A 15,646-nucleotide genomic window follows, 5' to 3' on the forward strand; every position below is an offset into this window, starting at 1 on the left:
CGGTCAGAAGCTCCTGGGCAGGCCGAGCACCTGGGTGGCCAGGTAGTTGAGCAGCAGTTCCTCGGTGACCGGCGCGATCCGGCCGATCCTGGCGTCGGCCAGCAGGCGTGCGACGGGGTACTCCAGCGAGTACGCCATGCCTCCGTGGGTCTGGAACGCGGCGTCGGCGGCCTCCCACGCGGCCTGCGAGGCCGTCAGCTTGGCGATGTTGGCCTCCGTGCCGCAGGGCAGGCGGTTGTCGAACGACCAGGCCGCCTTGTACAGCATCAGCCTGGCCAGCTCGATCTTGGCCTTGACCTGCGCAAGCGGGAACGCGATGGCCTGGTTGGCCCCGATGGGCCGGCCGAAGACCTCCCGCTGCTTCGCGTAGTCCACGCCCACCCGCAGTGCCACCTCGGCCCCGCCGAGGGCACTGGCCGCCAGCAGGATCCGCTCGGGGTTCAGCACGTCCCACAGCACGGCCGCCCCCCGGTCCACCTCGCCGAGCACGCTGGAGGCGGGCAGCCGCAGGTCGTCGATGAAGACCATGTTGGACGGCGTGGTGTTCGCGCCCATCTTGGGGATCGGCCGGTAGGACAGCCGCCCCGCCGCCACCGCCTCCGGCACGTTCACCAGGAACACTGTCAGCCCGTCGCTGCGCGGCCTGGCCTGCGCCGCCGGGATCGTCCGGGTGACGAGCAGCATCCAGGCGGCCCGCTGGACCCCGGTGATCCAGATCTTCTGGCCGTTGACGACGAAGTCGTCGCCGTCCCTTCGGGCGAAGGTCGAGATCGCCAGGGAGTTGGACCCGGCGTCGGGCTCGGTCAGCGCGAAGCAGGTCTCGATCTCTCCCGTGGCCAGCTTCGGGAGCAGCGCGGCCTTCTGCTCCGCCGAGCCGTGCCTGGCCAGCGTGAGCGCCCCGAACCCCGGCGTCAGCACGTACATGAACGCCGAGCCGCCGGCGGAGCCGGAGGCCGACAGGGTCTCGGTGGCCACGGCCAGCTCCAGCAGGCCCTGTCCGGCTCCGCCGTACTCCTCGGGCACGGCCAGGCCGAGCCAGCCGCCCTTGGCGAGCTCGGCCCACACCTCCTCGGGCCAGCGCTTGTCCGATTCGCAGCGCTGCCAGTAGTCCATGTCGTACCGCGAGCAGATGTCCGCGATGCCCCGGCGCACCGCCTGCGCGCTCTCCGGCAGCGTGAAGTCCATGCCCGCCACTCTAGAACGGCATTCGGCGGGCTGCGAGATCACCGGCGGGGGCGGCGCGCGTGGTAGACGAAGGCGGGCGGCAGGTTCCGCCACACCGTGCGCCCCGCCACCACCTCCTCGAACGCCTCGCCCAGCCTGCGGCGGAACCGCAGGGCCGCGGGCAGGGCGCGGGCGTGGACGTAGGAGAACGTCGTGAACGCGCCCCCCGGCGCGAGCGAGGCGACCACGGCCCGCAGCAGGTCCGCCTGGTGGGCGGGGGGAAACGCCGCCCAGGGCAGCCCGCTCACGATCACGTCGGCGGCGTCCACGCCCCGACCGGCGAGGAGCTCGGGCAGCCGCGCGGCGTTGTCGACCACGAGCTCCACCCCCGGGTAGCGGGCGCCGAGGTGGCCGGCCAGCCGTGGATTGATCTCGACCGCCAGGTGCCGCCCCCGCCCGCCGATGCGGCGCTGGATCTCGGCGGTGAAGGGGCCGGTGCCCGGCCCCAGCTCGACCACGACGGGGTCGCCGCGCTCCGGCACCGGTACGCACACCGCCTCCGACAACCGCCGTGAGCTGGGCGCGACCGCCCCGGTCACGGCGGGGGAGCGCAGGAACTGCCCGAAGAAGACCGCTGTTTCGTTCGCCATGCGGCGACGCTAGGGCCGCGCGACCGCCCGGGCCGCCCGCCGTCCGGACCGACCTGGCGGCCAAGTGGATCACCGCGTACGGCCCCTCGGCGGGCGGAAGCGGCCAGAAGGAGGAGAAGCGTCCTCCCAACGGAGGACGGGCCTCCGCACGGGCGGGCGGTAGCGTTCCCTCATGCGGTGGCCCTCGACGCGCCGGTTCGTCCCTCAGCGTCCCTTCACTGGCAGGCCCTTCGCGCTCTCGCGCGGCACGGCACTCGACATCGGCCTGGCGGTGGGCGGGACCGGGCTCGACGTGCTCGTCAGCGCCGGCTCCTGGAGCGGGGGGAGCGGCCCGGCCCCGGCGTGGGTGGGGATGGGGTTCGCCCTGCTGGCCGGGCTGCCGATGGGCCTGGTGCGCCGATGGCCGGGGCCTGTGGCCGTCTATCTGTCCGTGCTGCTGGTGGTGTGCGACCAGATCGGCGCGTTCACCGTCAACACCCTGCAGGTCCTGCTGCCGATCTCGGTGGGCGTGCTGGCCAGGTCGCGCGGCTGGGGCTGGACGGCGCCGGCGGCCGTGCTGGCCTCCGCCGCGACCGCGGTGAACCTTGCCGACCCCGGCATCGCCCTCACGAGCAACACCTGGTTCTACTCCGTCGGACTGATCGCGGCCCCGGTGCTGATCGGCCGCTACCTGCGCGGTCAGGAGGGGCGCCGCAAGGAGGACCCCGCGCCGCTGCTCGACCTGCTGCTCGCCGGCGGCGGGGTGGCGCTGTCGGTGCTGACCACCTGGCCCTACTGGCACAGCGGCGAGCCGCCCGTGTGGGCGGTCGCGCTCGGGGTGATGCTCGCGGGGCTCGCGCTGGGTGTCGTGCGGCACCTGCCCGGCGCGGTGCTGCTGCTGGAGAGCCTCGTGCTGGTCGTGGCCGACCAGTACGTCCCGAGGACCGGCAACAGCCTGCAACTGCTCGCCCTTGTGGCACTCGGCGTGTTCGCGACCCGCGCCGCCTGGCCCTGGGTCGCCGCGGCGTACGCCCTGACCTGCTCGGTCTCCGCGATCGTGATCGTGGACGACCCCGCCGACGTCACCCCGTTCCGGGTGCTGGCGCTGATGATGATGGTGACCGCGCCCGTGGCGATCGGCCGGTACGTCGGCGTGCGGCAGGCCCAGACCAGGCACGCCGCCGAACTGGCCGCCGAGCGGGACAGGGCCGGCCGGCTCGCCGAGCGGGAGCGGATCGCCCGCGAGGTCCACGACATCGTGGCCCACCACGTGGGGGCGATGGTGCTGCGGGCGAGCGCGGCGCAGTACGCGGGAGCCGACGGCCCGGCCGCCGAGGCGCTGGCCGACATCAGGGACACCGGCCACCGCGTGCTGGAGGACCTGCGCGGCCTGCTGGCCGTGCTGCGCGACCCGGACGAGGCACTGGGCTCCGACCTCATGCTCGCGAACATGCTGGCCGACCCCGGCGACGTGCTGCGCGACGCCGTCTCCCGGATGTCGGCGGCCGGCCTGCGCGTGGATCTGCGTCTCGCGCCCGAGGTGGAACGGGCCCCGCTGGTGGTGCGGGCGTCGGCGGCGAGGATCGTCCAGGAGGGGCTGACGAACGTGCTCAAGCACGCCGGGCCGGGGGCCCGCGCGGAGGTCCATGTGGCGATGCGCCCGGACGCGCTCACGGTCGAGGTGCGCAACGGCCCCGGCACGTCCCGTCCCCCGGACGTGCTGCCGTCCCACGGCCAGGGCATCGCGGGCATGCGGGAGCGGGCCCGCGCCTTCGGCGGGCACGTCACCGCGGGCCCGGCCGGGAACGGCGGCTGGCGGCTGACCGCCTCGCTGCCGGTGCCGGGGGAGAACCGGTCGGAGTGCCGCCGCATGGCGGGGAGGTTCGCGTGATCCGCGTCGTGGTCGCCGACGACCAGGCCCTGGTGCGGGCGGGCGTCCGGATGATGCTGGAGGCGGCCGGCGACATGGAGGTGTGCGGGGAGGCCGCCGACGGGGCCGAGGCCGTACGGCTGGCCGAGCGGCACCGTCCCGACGTGGTGCTGATGGACCTGCGGATGCCGCGCGTCGACGGACTGGAGGCCACCCGCAGGATCCTCGCCGCCCAGCCGTCCGCCCGGATCGTCGTGCTCACCACGTTCTCCGAGGACGAGAACCTCTACGCCGCGCTGGGCGCGGGCGCGCTCGGGTTCCTGGTGAAGGACGACCCGCCCGCCCGGATGGTCGAGTCGGTACGGCGGGCCGCGACGGGCGAGCCTCCGCTCGCGCCGTCGGTGCTGCGGCGCGTCGTCGAACGGGCCCTGGCGGCCGAGCGGCAGGCGATGCCGCTTCCGCCGGGCCTCACCGAGCGTGAGGCGCAGGTGCTCACCCTGGTCGGGGTCGGTCTGTCCAACGCCGAGATCGCCGATCGGCTGCACGTGGGGGTCACGACGGTCAAAAGTCATGTCGCCGCGCTCATCGACAAGCTCGGGCTGCGCAACCGGACCCAGGCGGCGGTGATGGCGCACCGGTTCGGCCTGGTCGACACCGGGTTCAACCCCGTTGCTCCTGCCCGGAGCGACCCCTGACCATAAGCGGCCGTTCAGCCGATGCCTAGATCGTTCAAAGTGGACGCCAAGAAGGCCCTCCTAGCGTCTGTGTCCGGCGCCCGATCGGGCGCCTTCACATCAGAAACCGCGCCGTCCCCGGACGGTGGGAGGGATCACAATGCCCAAGATCAGGATTGACGACATCGCGGCGGCCGGGCCGGAGCTCGACGAGGGAGACCTCCGTCTGGTCAACGGCGGCCGGAAGTTCGAATGGTCGAGCCAGGTCATGACCCCGGACGGCACCGTCGACGCCAAGGACCTCGACTTCTGAGCGACCGCTTCTGCGTGACCGCGCGGGGCGCCCTTCCGGCGCCCCGCGCCCGTTCAGGAAGCCAGACAAGGAAGAACGAGAGATGTCCGGCGAGATACTCATCCTCACGGTCGACGGAGACTCCCACGCGGAGCATGTGGCCCGTCTGCTGGCCGCGCGGGGGGCGAAGGCGGTCGTCTTCGACCCGGCCGGCTATCCGGTCCGCGCGGTGCTCGACGCGGTTTACCACCGCGACGGGCGGGTGCGGCGGCGGCTGCGCACGGAGACGGCGGACGTCGACCTCGACCGTCTGACGGCGGTGTGGTTCCGCCGTCCGCAGGCTCCCGTCGCGCATCCCGAGATCACCGACCCGGTGGCACGTGCCCACATGGAGCAGGAGTGCGCGATGTTCGCAGGGGACCTGTGGGAGCAGCTCGACTGCCGCATGGTCCCCGCGCCCAGGGAACGGGTGCGGCTGGCCCAGCGCAAGTCGTCACAGCTGGCCCTGGCCGGTCGTCTCGGATTCGAGCTGCCGGACACGCTGATCACCAACGACCCCGACGAGTTCCTGGACTTCTACAACCGGCACCAGGGCCGCATCATCGCCAAGCCCCTGGGCGCTCCCACGAGCTCCCGCGCCGACGGGGAGGGCGTGGCCAGGATGTCGGAACCGGTGTCCACCCGCGATGTGGCGTACGCGGATGCGATCAGGTTCGGCCCGGTCGTCATCCAGGAGTACGTGCCCAAGCGGGTCGAACTGCGGGTGACCGTCGTGGGGCGGGCCGTCTTCGCGGCGGAGATCCACTCGCAGGAGAGCAATCACACGAGGCTCGACTGGCGCCGCTACGACCCGGGCGGCACCCGCCATGAGGTGCACGAGCTGCCGCCGGAGGTGACCGAGCGCTGCGTGCGGATCGTGCGGCGGCTCGGCCTGCGCTACGGAGCGATCGATCTCATCCTGACCCCCGACGGGCGTTACGTCTTCCTCGAAGTCAACCCCAGTGGCCAGTGGCTCTGGATCGAGAAGGCCACGGGCCTGCCGATCGGCGCGGCGTTGTGTGACCTGTTGATGTACGGCACGGTCGGAGAGGAGACCGCGCATGGTGCCTGACGCCCTTGAAACCCTCCGCGGCCTGGACGGGGTCGACCCGTCCGAGGCCCAGGAGCGCCTGCGGGAGTTGCGGGAGCGCCACCCCGGCGTGCGCTTCCGGCTGCTGTGGCAGCGGGAGGACTACGACGACTCGCTCCACTACGACCTTCTGATCAAACGGCCGGGGGAGGGGACCGTGTCGCTGTCCTGGTGCCCCGACCGCGCCCTGCCCTGGCCCCTGCGGGGCGTGCAGCGGGCCGGCGAGATGCTGCTGCTGCGGATCGACGGAGTCGGGGTCAAGGTGGTCGACGCGGTCGCCTGGCTCGACTTCCTGTGGGACGAGGCCCGGCTGGTGGACCGGATCGTCGCCGCCGCCCTCGTGCAGGCCGAGATGGAGGAGGCGCCGGTCGAGCTCTCCGACGACGAGATCCAGGAGGCGGTGGACGCGTTCCGGCGCGCCCGGGGACTGCTCACCGCGGAACGGATGCGCGAGTGGATGGACCGCCGCTCCCTCACCGTGGTGGACCTCCAGGAGCTGGTCGCGGGAGAGGTGGCCGCCGCCCGCGTCCGCGAGCGGGTGACGGCGGGACGGGTCGAGCCGTACTTCGAGGAGCACCGGGAGGAGTTCGGCACGGCCCGGGTCGCCCGCCTCACCTTCCCCGACTCCGAGGCGGCCCGGCGGGCGGCGGCCGAGATCGACGCCGGAGCCTCCTTCTTCGCGCTGGCGGAGCGGACGCGTGGCGCCCGGTTGGTCGTCGAGGACGTGCCCGCGGGCGAGATCGGCACTGCCCGCCCCGGTGACGTCGTCTCGCCCGCCCCGGACGTCCTGCTCAAGGTGATCTCCGTGGCCGGCGCCGAGCTCGACGCGGACACGCGCCGCCGCGTCGAACGACGGGTCTTCGACCTGTGGATCGACGAACGCCGCCGGGCCGCGAAGATCGAATGGTTCTGGGGAACCACGGCGCGGACCGGCACGCTGTGAACAGGCAGATCTTCCGCGCCGAGGCGCTGCGCCGCCATGCCGCCCCGCCGTCCGCCCCGGCCGCCGTCAAGGAGGTCGGCAACCGTGCGCTCGTCCTGCTCTGGTGCGCGGTCGCGGTGCTCACCTCGGGGCTGGCCGTCCTCACCGCTCTGGTCCTGAGGGGTGGCGGGTGAGACGGGTCCCGGTCTTCCTGCAGAACTCGGCGACCGAGTGCGGCGCGGCCTGCCTGGCCATGATCTTGTCCTTCCACGGCCACCGCACCACCGTGCAGGAGGTCACCGACCACCTCCAGGTGGGCAGGGACGGCCTGAGCGCGCTGGCCGTCGTCCGCGCCGCGCGGGAGTTCGGCCTGAACGCCAAGGCGTTCTCGCTGGAGCCGGCCGACCTCGGGCGGGTGCCCATGCCCGCGATCGTCCACTGGGAGTTCCAGCACTTCGTGGTGGTGGAGCGGTGGACGCCCGACCACGTGGACATCGTGGACCCGGGCCGGGGACGCAGGCGGCTCACGCCCGCCGAGTTCGACGCCGGCTTCACCGGCGTGCTGCTGGCGTTCGAGCCGGAGCCGGGGTTCCGCCGTGTGCGGTCCAGCGCCGCGCGGGCGTGGCGGCGCGACTTCCTGCGCACCCTGGTGTTCCGCAGGAAGGGCCTGCTCGCCCAGGTGCTCGCGGCCTCAGTGCTGCTCCAGGTGCTCGGCCTGGGGCTCGCGACGGCGTTCCAGATCGTCGTCGACCGGATCCTCCCACGCGGGGACTCCGGGCTTCTCGCGCTCCTCGGCGTGGCCGTGCTGGTCGCCGTGGTCACCCAGTTCGCGGTGAGCTACCTGCGTTCGGTGCTGCTCGTCGCGCTCCGCTCGCGCACCGACGGCGAGGTGACGCGGAACCTGGTGTCGCACCTTGTCGCACTGCCGTACCGGTACTTCGCGGTGCGCGGCAAGGGAGACCTGGTGAACCGGTCGAACAGCGTCATCGCCCTGCGCGAGACGCTGACCGGGCAGATTCTCTCGTCGTTGCTCGACGGGCCGCTCGCCCTGGTCTACCTCCTGCTCGTCTTCGCCCGGGACCCGGTCTTCGGCGGCTTCCTCGTGCTGCTCGCCGCAGGGCAGGCCGCCCTCCTGCTCGGCACCGCCCGCCGGGTGGGCGACCTGACCAGGCGTGAGCTGGCCGCTCTCGCCGTCACGCAGGGCCGGCTGATGGAGGCCGTCGGCGGCATCGAGACGCTCAAGGCGTCCGGGGCCGAGCCGCGGGCGATGCAGCGCTGGTCGGACCTGTTCGCCCAGCAACTCGACGCCGACGTGCGGGGAGGGCTCGTCCGGGCGCTCATCGAGGCGGTGCTCGGGGCGGTGCGCTATCTCGCGCCGCTGGGGCTGCTGTGGGTCGGCGCGTGGCGGGTGCTCGACGGGTCGCTGAGCCTCGGGACGCTGCTCGCGCTGAACGCCCTGGCCACCGCCGCGCTCACCCCGATCGGCTCGCTGATGACCAGCCTGCGCAGCCTTCAGCAGGCCGGGGCGCACTTCGACCGGCTGTCGGACATCCTCGCCTCCGAGCCCGAGCCGTCCACCGGGATCGAGGTGCTGCGGCTGCGCGGAGGCATCGAGCTGCGCGGGGTGGGTTTCCGCCACGACCCGCGCGGCTCGTGGACGCTGCGCGACGTCTCACTGGTCGTACGGCCGGGGCAGAAGGTCGCGCTGGTCGGTCCCTCGGGGTCGGGCAAGAGCACGCTCGCCCGCCTCCTGCTCGCCCTGTACCGGCCGACGGCCGGGGAGATCCGGTACGACGGCGTTCCCGCGGCGGAGCTCAACCCGCGATCGCTGCGCCGCCAGTTCGGTGTGGTCACCCAGGAGCCGTCGCTGTTCACCGGGACGATCCGGGAGAACATCGCGCTCAACTTCCCCGAGGCCGGCATGGACCGGATCGCCGAGGCGGCCCGGCTCGCGGGACTGCACGACGAGATCATGGCGATGCCGATGGGCTACGAGACGATCCTGGTCGAGGGCGGCGGCCTGTCGGGTGGTCAGCGCCAGCGCCTCGCCCTGGCCCGCGCGCTGCTGCCCCGCCCCAAGGTGCTGCTGCTCGACGAGGCGACCAGCAACCTGGACAGCGCGACCGAGGCCGGCATCGAGGCGCGGCTGTCCCGCCTGACGCAGACCCGCATCGTGATCGCGCACCGGCTGAGCACGGTGCGGGACGCCGACCTCATCCTGGTCGTCGAGCGGGGCATGGTGGTGGAGCGGGGCACCCACGAGGAGCTGCTGGCCCTGGGCGGGCGCTACACCCGGCTCGTCGCCGCGCAGACGGCCTCCACCCAGGCCGTAGCTCCTGCCCGGAGCGACCGGGAGAACGGCATGTAGGGTCTGGGGCGTGAACGCTGCCGAGGACCGGATCTGGACGGTGCCCAACCTGCTGAGCGCCCTGCGGCTGCTCGGCGTCCCCGTCTTCCTCTGGCTCGTGCTGGGTCCCCACGCCGACGGATGGGCCATCGCGCTGCTGGCGCTGGCCGGCTTCAGCGACTGGCTCGACGGCAAGCTCGCCCGCGCCTGGAACCAGATCAGCAAACTGGGCCGGCTCATCGACCCGCTCGCCGACCGGCTCTACATCCTCGCCACTTTGATCGGCCTGGTGCTGCGGGGCGCGGTCCCCTGGTGGCTGGCGCTCGCGGTGCCGCTGCGCGACGTGCTGCTGCTGTGGGTGCCGCCCGTGCTGCGGCGGCACGGGTACGGCCCGGCGCTGCCCGTCCACTTCCTCGGCAAGGCCGGCACCGCCGCCCTGATGTACGCGTTCCCGCTGCTGTTCCTCGCCTCCCACGAGGGGTGGTACGCCGAGATTGCCGCGATCTTCGGATGGGCCTTCGCCATCTGGGGAACTGGTCTGTATTGGTGGGCGGGGGTGTTGTATGTCGTACAGGTGCGCCAGCTAACGAAGGGGTGACCCGTGAAGGCCGTCGTCATGGCGGGCGGGGAGGGGACACGGCTGCGGCCGATGACCGCGAACCAGCCCAAGCCCCTGCTCCCCATCATCAACCGGCCGATCATGGAACACGTGCTCCGGCTGCTCAAGCGGCACGGGTTCACCGAGACCGTGGTGACCGTGCAGTTCCTGGCCGCGCTGATCCGCAACTACTTCGGCGACGGCGACGAGCTGGGCATGACCCTCCACTACGCCACCGAGGAGGTCCCCCTCGGGACGGCCGGCAGCGTGAAGAACGCCGCCGACAAGCTCCGCGACGACCGCTTCCTGGTCATCTCCGGCGACGCGCTCACCGACATCGACCTGACCGACATGCTCCGCTTCCACCGCGAGAACCGGGCGCTGGTCACCATCGGGCTCAAGCGCGTGCCCAACCCGCTGGAGTTCGGGATCATCATCGTGGACGACAGCGGCCGCATCCAGCGTTTCCTGGAGAAGCCCACCTGGGGCCAGGTGTTCTCCGACACGGTCAACACCGGCATCTACATCATGGAGCCGTCGGTCCTCGACGAGATCGCCCCCGGCCAGTCGGTCGACTGGTCGTCCGACATCTTCCCCGAGATGCTCGAACGCGGCTGCCGGCTGTTCGGCTACGTGGCCGAGGGCTACTGGGAGGACGTCGGCACGCACGAGAGCTACCTCAAGGCCCAGGCCGACGTGCTGGAGGGCAAGGTCAAGGTCGACTTCGACGCGTTCGAGCTGGCACCCGGCGTGTGGGCCGCCGAGGGCGCCTCGGTGGACCCCGAGGCCGTGCTCAAGGGCCCCCTCTACATCGGCGACTACGCCAAGGTCGAGGCCGGCGCCGAACTGCGGGAATACACCGTGCTCGGCAGCAACGCCGTCGTCAAGGAGGGCGCCTTCCTCCACCGCGCCGTGGTCAGCGACAACGTGTACGTCGGCCCGGCCGCCCACCTGCGCGGCTGCGTGATCGGCAAGAACACCGACGTGATGACCGGCGCCAGGATCGAGGAGAACGCCGTCGTCGGCGACGAGTGCGTCATCGAGGCCGAGGCGTACGTCTCCTCCGGGGTGAAGATCTACCCGTTCAAGACGATCGAGGCGGGCACGGTCGTCAACACCAGCGTCATCTGGGAGTCGCGCGGCCAGCGCAGCCTGTTCGGTCCCCGCGGGGTCTCCGGCCTGGTCAACGTCGAGATCACCCCGGAGCTGTGCGTACGGCTGGCCAGCGCGTACGCCACGACGCTGCGCAAGGGCGACACGGTCGTCACCTCCCGCGACGCCTCGCGCGCGGCGCGGGCGCTCAAGCGGGCGGTGATCAGCGCGCTGAACTCCAGCGCGATCAACGTGGTCGACCTGGAGGCCGCCGCCCTGCCGGTCGCCAGGTTCAACACCTCACGGGAGAACGTCAGAGGCGGCATCGCCCTGCGCACCACGGCGGGCGACCCCCAGAGCGTCGACATCGTGTTCATGGACGAGACCGGGGCCGACCTGTCCCAGGCGGCCCAGCGCAAGCTGGAGCGGGTCTTCTCCCGGCAGGAGTACCGGCGCGCCTTCCCCGGCGAGATCGCGGAGCTGACCTTCCCCGCCCGTGCCGTCGACACGTACGCACGGGAGTTGCTGGCCTGCATCGACATGTCCGGGGTGAAGGACACCGAGATGAAGGTCGTGGTCGACTGCGCGGGCGGCACCTCCTCGCTCGTGCTGCCGAGCCTGCTGGGCCGGGCCGGGGTCGACGTGCTCACCGTGAACAACCGCCTGGACGACGCCTCGCCGACCGAGACACTCGCCGAGCGCCGCCGCGATCTGCAGCGCCTGGCGGAGCTGGTGGCCTCGGCGCGGGCCGCCTTCGGCGTACGGTTCGACCCGGTGGGGGAACGGGTCTCCCTGGTGGACGAGATGGGCCAGCTGATCAGCGAGGAGCGGGCGCTGCTCGTCGTGCTCGACCTGGTGGCGGCCGAGCGCCGGGGCGGCCGGGTGGCCCTGCCGGTAACCACGACCCGGGTGGCGGAGATGGTGTGCCGCTTCCACGGCGTGCAGGTCGACTGGACGGCCACGAGCCTCGACACGCTGACGCGGGCGGCCCGGCACCCCGACACGATCTTCGCCGGCGACGGGAAGGGCGGCTTCATCGTCCCGGAGTTCGCGCCCACCGTGGACGGCCTGGCGGTGTTCCTGCGCCTGCTCGGCCTGGTCGCGCGCACCCGGCTGTCGCTCAGCCAGATCGACGCCCGCATCCCGGAGGCCAAGCTCCTCAAGCGGACCGTTCCCACGCCCTGGGCGCACAAGGGGGCCGTGATGCGCTCGGTCGTCGAGGCGGCCGAGGGCCACCGCCTGGACACCACCGACGGCGTCCGCGTCGTGGAGGACGACGGAAGCTGGGCCCTCGTCCTGCCCGACCCCGCCGAGGCCGTCACCCATTTGTGGGCCGAGGGCCACGACATGGACACCGCCCAGGCCCTCCTGGAACGCTGGGCCCACGTCGTCGAACAGGCCGCCGGCGCCCACTGATATCCCTTCGACACGGCGCGCAACCGCCCCGCGAAGCGGCTATCCCATTGCGAGGTTTACGGCGCGCAACCGTCACGCGAGGGGCGCGGCCGCGACTGGACTGAGGAGCGCCCGGAGCGAGGAACGAGCGAGGACGCGACGAGGGCTGTGCTCATGGCGCGCCTCCGGCACGACGACGCCGCCTGAAGGCGCCCCGAGCCGCCGTGCCGGAGGCGAGGCCAATGAACACTGTGTGGCGGGATGGACCTTGAACCTCCGCTGGCTGTAGCGTTGGTCAGTCCACGCCCAGCCGCGGTCTTGACCTTTGTGCCTGATCAGCGTAAGTTGCGGCATTCGCAGTTTGAGCTAGTCCTAGAGCAAGTCGTGAGAGAGGCCGAGCCGTTCGATGCCCAGCGTCTACTGCACGCAGTGCGGTCATGCCAACCCCGAGGATGCCCGTTTCTGTTCACGATGCGGTTCGCCGCTGAGCGCTCCGGCGCCCGTCGCAGCCGACACGACCTCGACGATCTCACTCGAGGCGCTTGAGGCGGAGACGGGCCAGACGCTTCTGCCGGACAGGGCCGCGGTCGAGCAGTTGCCGCCGGGCACGGCTCTCCTGGTGGTCATGCGGGGCCCGAACGCGGGGAGCCGATTTCTGCTCGACAGCGACCTCACTACGGCGGGTCGCCACCCGGAAAGCGACATTTTCCTGGACGATGTGACCGTGTCCAGGAGGCACGTGGAGTTCTACCGGCGCGGCGGCCAGTTCACCGTGCGTGACGTGGGCAGCCTCAACGGCACCTACGTCAACCGGGAGCGCATCGAGGAGTCCCCGTTGCAGGGCGGCGACGAGGTGCAGATCGGCAAGTTCCGGCTGGTGTTCCTCACGCGTGGTCCCGGAGGGCTGTGATCGGTGAGGAGGAGGAGTCATGAGCGCGCAGGCCGTACGGGCGTTCATGAGCATCGGGGAAGTGCTCGCCCTGCTGCAGGGCGAGTTCCCGGACGTGACCGTCTCCAAGATCCGGTTTCTGGAGGGTGAGGGGCTGATCGAGCCCCAGCGGAGCCCGTCGGGGTACCGCAAGTTCACCTTCAACGACGTCGAGCGCCTGCGGTACATCCTGCGTGCGCAGCGTGACCAGTACCTGCCGCTCCGCGTGATCAAGGATCAGTTGGACGAGCAGGCGGCCCGTCCGCACGCCGTGTCCGACGGCGCCCCGCCCGTGCGTCTCAGCCGGGAGGAGCTCATCGAGGCCGCGGGCATCGACGAGGAGACCCTGGCCGAGATGGAGAGCTTCGGCCTGGTCGCTCCCGTGGCGCGCCGCTACGACGGGGAGGCGCTGGAGGTCGCGCGCAGCGTGGGGGCGCTGGCGCGGTTCGGCCTGCAGGCGCGGCACCTGAGGGCGGTCCGCGCCGCGGTGGAGCGGGAGGCCGGTCTCATCGAGCAGGCGGTGGCGCCGCTGCTGCGGCGCAAGGCGCCGGGGGCGATCGCGGAGGCGGACGAGACCGCCCGGGAGATCTCCGGACTTCTCCAGGAACTGCACAATGCGTTACTGCGTGGGAGTGTTCGCGGCGTTCTGGGGCGGTGACCGGCACATCCGCACCTCCGTGGGTGTTACGTTGAATGCCTGGTGATATGCCGCGACGCTTGAGACGGAGCCGCCCGTGTTGCAGATGGAGGTCGTGGGGGTTCGCGTTGAGATGCCCACCAACCAGCCGATCGTTCTCCTGAAGGAGACGAGCGGTGATCGGTACCTGCCGATCTGGATAGGCATGACCGAGGCGACCGCTATCGCGTTGGCCCAGGCGGAGGAGCCGCCGCCCCGGCCGCTGACCCACGACTTGTTCCGTGACGTTCTTGAGGCCTTGGGGGTGCGGTTGCGCACCGTCAACATCGTCGCGCTCCGCGATGGAATCTTCTTCGCCGATCTGGTCTTCTCCAACGGCGTGGAGGTCAGCGCCCGTCCCTCGGACTCGATCGCGCTGGCGTTGCGTACGGGTGCGACGATCTACGCGAGTGAGGACGTGATCCAGGAGGCGGGCGTGAGCATGCCCGACGACCAGGAAGACGAAGTGGAAAAGTTCCGCGAGTTCCTGGACAAAATCACACCGGAAGACTTCGGCCGGGCGGGCTGACGTGCCGGACGATTTCGGGAGATTACGCTTCACGACGCGCCGGACGGGGTCGTTGACTGACGATGGCCCCGGTCCTACGGTGCAAGGGAAACCACGGTTGTAATTCACGAACCCCCAGATCAGACCGTGGGATGAGAGAAAGCCGGAGGTCCGCAGTGGCGGTCAGCAGCGGCGAGGGTAAGTCGGCCGGCCAGCACGACCCGGTTCGGCAGGCGGCGCGCGAGCGCGCCGGCGAACAGGGTCTGCTGTTCGACGAGCAGCCGACGGCGCTGCCCCAGGGCATCGGATACCGCGGCCCCACGGCGTGCGCGGCTGCCGGGATCACCTACCGGCAGCTCGACTACTGGGCCCGGACCGAACTGGTGCTCCCGACGATAAGGGCCGCCCAGGGATCCGGGTCTCAGCGACTGTACAGCTTCCGCGACATCCTCGTCCTGAAGGTCGTCAAACGTCTTCTGGACACAGGGGTCTCCCTCCAGCAGATACGCACCGCCGTACGGCATCTGCGCGACCGCGGCGTCAACGACCTGGCCCAGATCACGTTGATGAGCGACGGCGTGAGCGTCTACGAGTGCACGAGCGCCGACGAGGTGATCGACCTGCTGCAGGGCGGCCAGGGCGTGTTCGGCATCGCGCTCGGGCGGGTGTGGCGGGAGGTCGAGGGATCGCTGGCCGAGCTTCCGGGCGAGCGCGCGGAGGCCGCTCCGGATGCGGAGGGGGACCATCCGTCGGACGAGCTGGCCCGCCGGAGAAAGGCCCGCAGGACCGGCTGAGCGGATGCCCGGGCGGGCGCTTGCAGGGCGGCGACGCCGTCTTCGGCCCGAATGCGGCCCGCCGGATCATCGACTTCTTCGCGGCGGGGCCTCCCGTGCGCCGGCTCCTGAGCCCTTTCCCGAGCTCACCGCGCGTGAACGGGAGGTCCTCGACCTCATCGCGGCGGACGGTCCACCCCCGCGATCGCCCGGCACCTGGCCATCAGCGGCAAGACGGTCAGCAACCACATCGCCGCCATCTTCGCGAAGCCGGCGGTCGCCGACCGGGCCGAGGCCATCGTCCGCGCCCGCCGGGCCGGTCTCGGCGCCGATCTCGCGCCGGGTGCGAGTCGGGCGGATCCGGGGTAACGGGTAGAGTGGGACACGGCCGACGACCTCGTGCGGGAGAGACCCCTGGCTTACAGGGGCGCCGAAGGAGCAAACCTCCCCGGAATCTCTCAGGCATCCGTACCGCACGGACGAGGCGACTCTGAAAAGCAGGCCCGCCGGCCAGGCGGCGCCTCACCGAAGGGGAAAGCCGGGCTCGACGGCCCGGTGAAGCTCTCAGGTCCGATGACAGAGGGGGAGACCGCTTCACGACCGGCCGCGCCACGCAGGGCGACGGGCGGTCGCCGCAGGTCTCGACCCG

16 protein-coding genes and 1 riboswitch are annotated in these 15,646 nt (G+C 71.7%); of the genes, 14 read left to right on the forward strand and 2 right to left on the reverse strand.

Annotated features, from left to right (window positions below; genetic code table 11):
* Positions 1-3: 3 nt before the first annotated feature.
* Together FLW16_RS14670 and FLW16_RS14675 are read right to left on the reverse strand one after the other, a co-directional pair.
* Entirely contained in the window at positions 4-1,185 is a 1,182-nt protein-coding gene (locus tag FLW16_RS14670; protein WP_142560559.1) for an acyl-CoA dehydrogenase family protein, read from the reverse strand.
* A gap of 38 nt (positions 1,186-1,223) precedes the next feature.
* A complete protein-coding gene (locus tag FLW16_RS14675; RefSeq protein WP_142560560.1) occupies positions 1,224-1,814 on the reverse strand; it encodes a class I SAM-dependent methyltransferase in 591 nt (196 codons plus the stop codon).
* Positions 1,815-1,986: 172 nt separating this feature from the next.
* Between FLW16_RS14675 and FLW16_RS14680 the strand changes: the two genes are divergently transcribed.
* From FLW16_RS14680 to FLW16_RS46180, 14 genes are all read left to right on the forward strand, one after another.
* Positions 1,987-3,684, forward strand: coding sequence for a sensor histidine kinase (locus tag FLW16_RS14680; RefSeq protein WP_142560561.1), 1,698 nt, complete (start codon positions 1,987-1,989; stop codon positions 3,682-3,684).
* The gene (locus FLW16_RS14685; RefSeq protein WP_142560562.1) at positions 3,681-4,358 is read left to right on the forward strand and encodes a response regulator transcription factor; all 678 of its coding nucleotides are present in this window, start codon (positions 3,681-3,683) and stop codon (positions 4,356-4,358) included. Before FLW16_RS14680 ends, FLW16_RS14685 begins: the two co-directional genes overlap by 4 nt.
* Before the next feature lie 139 nt (positions 4,359-4,497).
* Complete coding sequence (locus tag FLW16_RS14690; RefSeq protein WP_142560563.1) at positions 4,498-4,650, forward strand: putative ATP-grasp target RiPP; 153 nt, start codon at positions 4,498-4,500, stop codon at positions 4,648-4,650.
* Positions 4,651-4,732: 82 nt separating this feature from the next.
* A complete protein-coding gene (locus FLW16_RS14695) occupies positions 4,733-5,740 on the forward strand; it encodes an MvdC/MvdD family ATP grasp protein (RefSeq protein WP_142560564.1) in 1,008 nt (335 codons plus the stop codon).
* Positions 5,730-6,701, forward strand: coding sequence for a TIGR04500 family putative peptide maturation system protein (locus FLW16_RS14700; RefSeq protein WP_142560565.1), 972 nt, complete (start codon positions 5,730-5,732; stop codon positions 6,699-6,701). The genes FLW16_RS14695 and FLW16_RS14700 overlap by 11 nt, the downstream gene beginning before the upstream one ends.
* Positions 6,698-6,874: a hypothetical protein gene (locus FLW16_RS43675; RefSeq protein ID WP_185949418.1), complete on the forward strand. Its 177-nt coding sequence runs from the start codon at positions 6,698-6,700 to the stop codon at positions 6,872-6,874. The genes FLW16_RS14700 and FLW16_RS43675 overlap by 4 nt, the downstream gene beginning before the upstream one ends.
* Positions 6,871-9,048, forward strand: coding sequence for a peptidase domain-containing ABC transporter (locus FLW16_RS14705; RefSeq protein WP_142560566.1), 2,178 nt, complete (start codon positions 6,871-6,873; stop codon positions 9,046-9,048). Before FLW16_RS43675 ends, FLW16_RS14705 begins: the two co-directional genes overlap by 4 nt.
* Positions 9,049-9,058: 10 nt before the next feature.
* A complete protein-coding gene (locus FLW16_RS14710; RefSeq protein ID WP_142560567.1) occupies positions 9,059-9,625 on the forward strand; it encodes a CDP-alcohol phosphatidyltransferase family protein in 567 nt (188 codons plus the stop codon).
* A gap of 3 nt (positions 9,626-9,628) precedes the next feature.
* On the forward strand, positions 9,629-12,133 hold the full coding sequence (locus FLW16_RS14715; RefSeq protein ID WP_142560568.1) for a mannose-1-phosphate guanyltransferase: 2,505 nt from the start codon (positions 9,629-9,631) through the stop codon (positions 12,131-12,133).
* Between the two features lie 385 nt (positions 12,134-12,518).
* Positions 12,519-13,022 (forward strand): FHA domain-containing protein, encoded by a 504-nt coding sequence (locus tag FLW16_RS14720; RefSeq protein ID WP_079313913.1) that lies wholly within the window; start codon positions 12,519-12,521, stop codon positions 13,020-13,022.
* Positions 13,023-13,041: 19 nt separating this feature from the next.
* The gene (locus FLW16_RS14725) at positions 13,042-13,698 is read left to right on the forward strand and encodes a MerR family transcriptional regulator (RefSeq protein WP_142560569.1); all 657 of its coding nucleotides are present in this window, start codon (positions 13,042-13,044) and stop codon (positions 13,696-13,698) included.
* 76 nt (positions 13,699-13,774) lie between these two features.
* Positions 13,775-14,245, forward strand: a complete 471-nt coding sequence (locus FLW16_RS14730) for a bifunctional nuclease family protein (protein WP_139577972.1) — start codon at positions 13,775-13,777, stop codon at positions 14,243-14,245.
* Positions 14,246-14,400: 155 nt separating this feature from the next.
* On the forward strand, positions 14,401-15,018 hold the full coding sequence (locus tag FLW16_RS14735; RefSeq protein ID WP_240809230.1) for a MerR family transcriptional regulator: 618 nt from the start codon (positions 14,401-14,403) through the stop codon (positions 15,016-15,018).
* Between the two features lie 201 nt (positions 15,019-15,219).
* The gene (locus FLW16_RS46180) at positions 15,220-15,366 is read left to right on the forward strand and encodes a hypothetical protein (RefSeq protein WP_396686302.1); all 147 of its coding nucleotides are present in this window, start codon (positions 15,220-15,222) and stop codon (positions 15,364-15,366) included.
* A gap of 23 nt (positions 15,367-15,389) precedes the next feature.
* Positions 15,390-15,481, forward strand: a riboswitch (glycine riboswitch).
* The last annotated feature ends 165 nt before the right edge of the window (positions 15,482-15,646 follow it).

Origin of the sequence: Microbispora sp. KK1-11 (genome assembly GCF_006874435.1) — a bacterium.
Lineage (GTDB): Bacteria > Actinomycetota > Actinomycetes > Streptosporangiales > Streptosporangiaceae > Microbispora > Microbispora catharanthi.

Excerpts from the sequence above, each read along its gene's own strand:
- FLW16_RS14690 (WP_142560563.1), top strand. The coding sequence starts at position 4,498 with ATGCCCAAGATCAGGATTGACGACATCGCGGCGGCCGGGCCGGAGCTC.
- FLW16_RS14695 (WP_142560564.1), top strand. The coding sequence starts at position 4,733 with ATGTCCGGCGAGATACTCATCCTCACGGTCGACGGAGACTCCCACGCG.
- FLW16_RS14680 (WP_142560561.1), top strand. The coding sequence starts at position 1,987 with ATGCGGTGGCCCTCGACGCGCCGGTTCGTCCCTCAGCGTCCCTTCACT.
- FLW16_RS14700 (WP_142560565.1), top strand. The coding sequence starts at position 5,730 with ATGGTGCCTGACGCCCTTGAAACCCTCCGCGGCCTGGACGGGGTCGAC.
- FLW16_RS14725 (WP_142560569.1), top strand. The coding sequence starts at position 13,042 with ATGAGCGCGCAGGCCGTACGGGCGTTCATGAGCATCGGGGAAGTGCTC.
- FLW16_RS14720 (WP_079313913.1), top strand. The coding sequence starts at position 12,519 with ATGCCCAGCGTCTACTGCACGCAGTGCGGTCATGCCAACCCCGAGGAT.
- FLW16_RS14670 (WP_142560559.1), bottom strand. The coding sequence starts at position 1,185 with ATGGACTTCACGCTGCCGGAGAGCGCGCAGGCGGTGCGCCGGGGCATC.
- FLW16_RS14675 (WP_142560560.1), bottom strand. The coding sequence starts at position 1,814 with ATGGCGAACGAAACAGCGGTCTTCTTCGGGCAGTTCCTGCGCTCCCCC.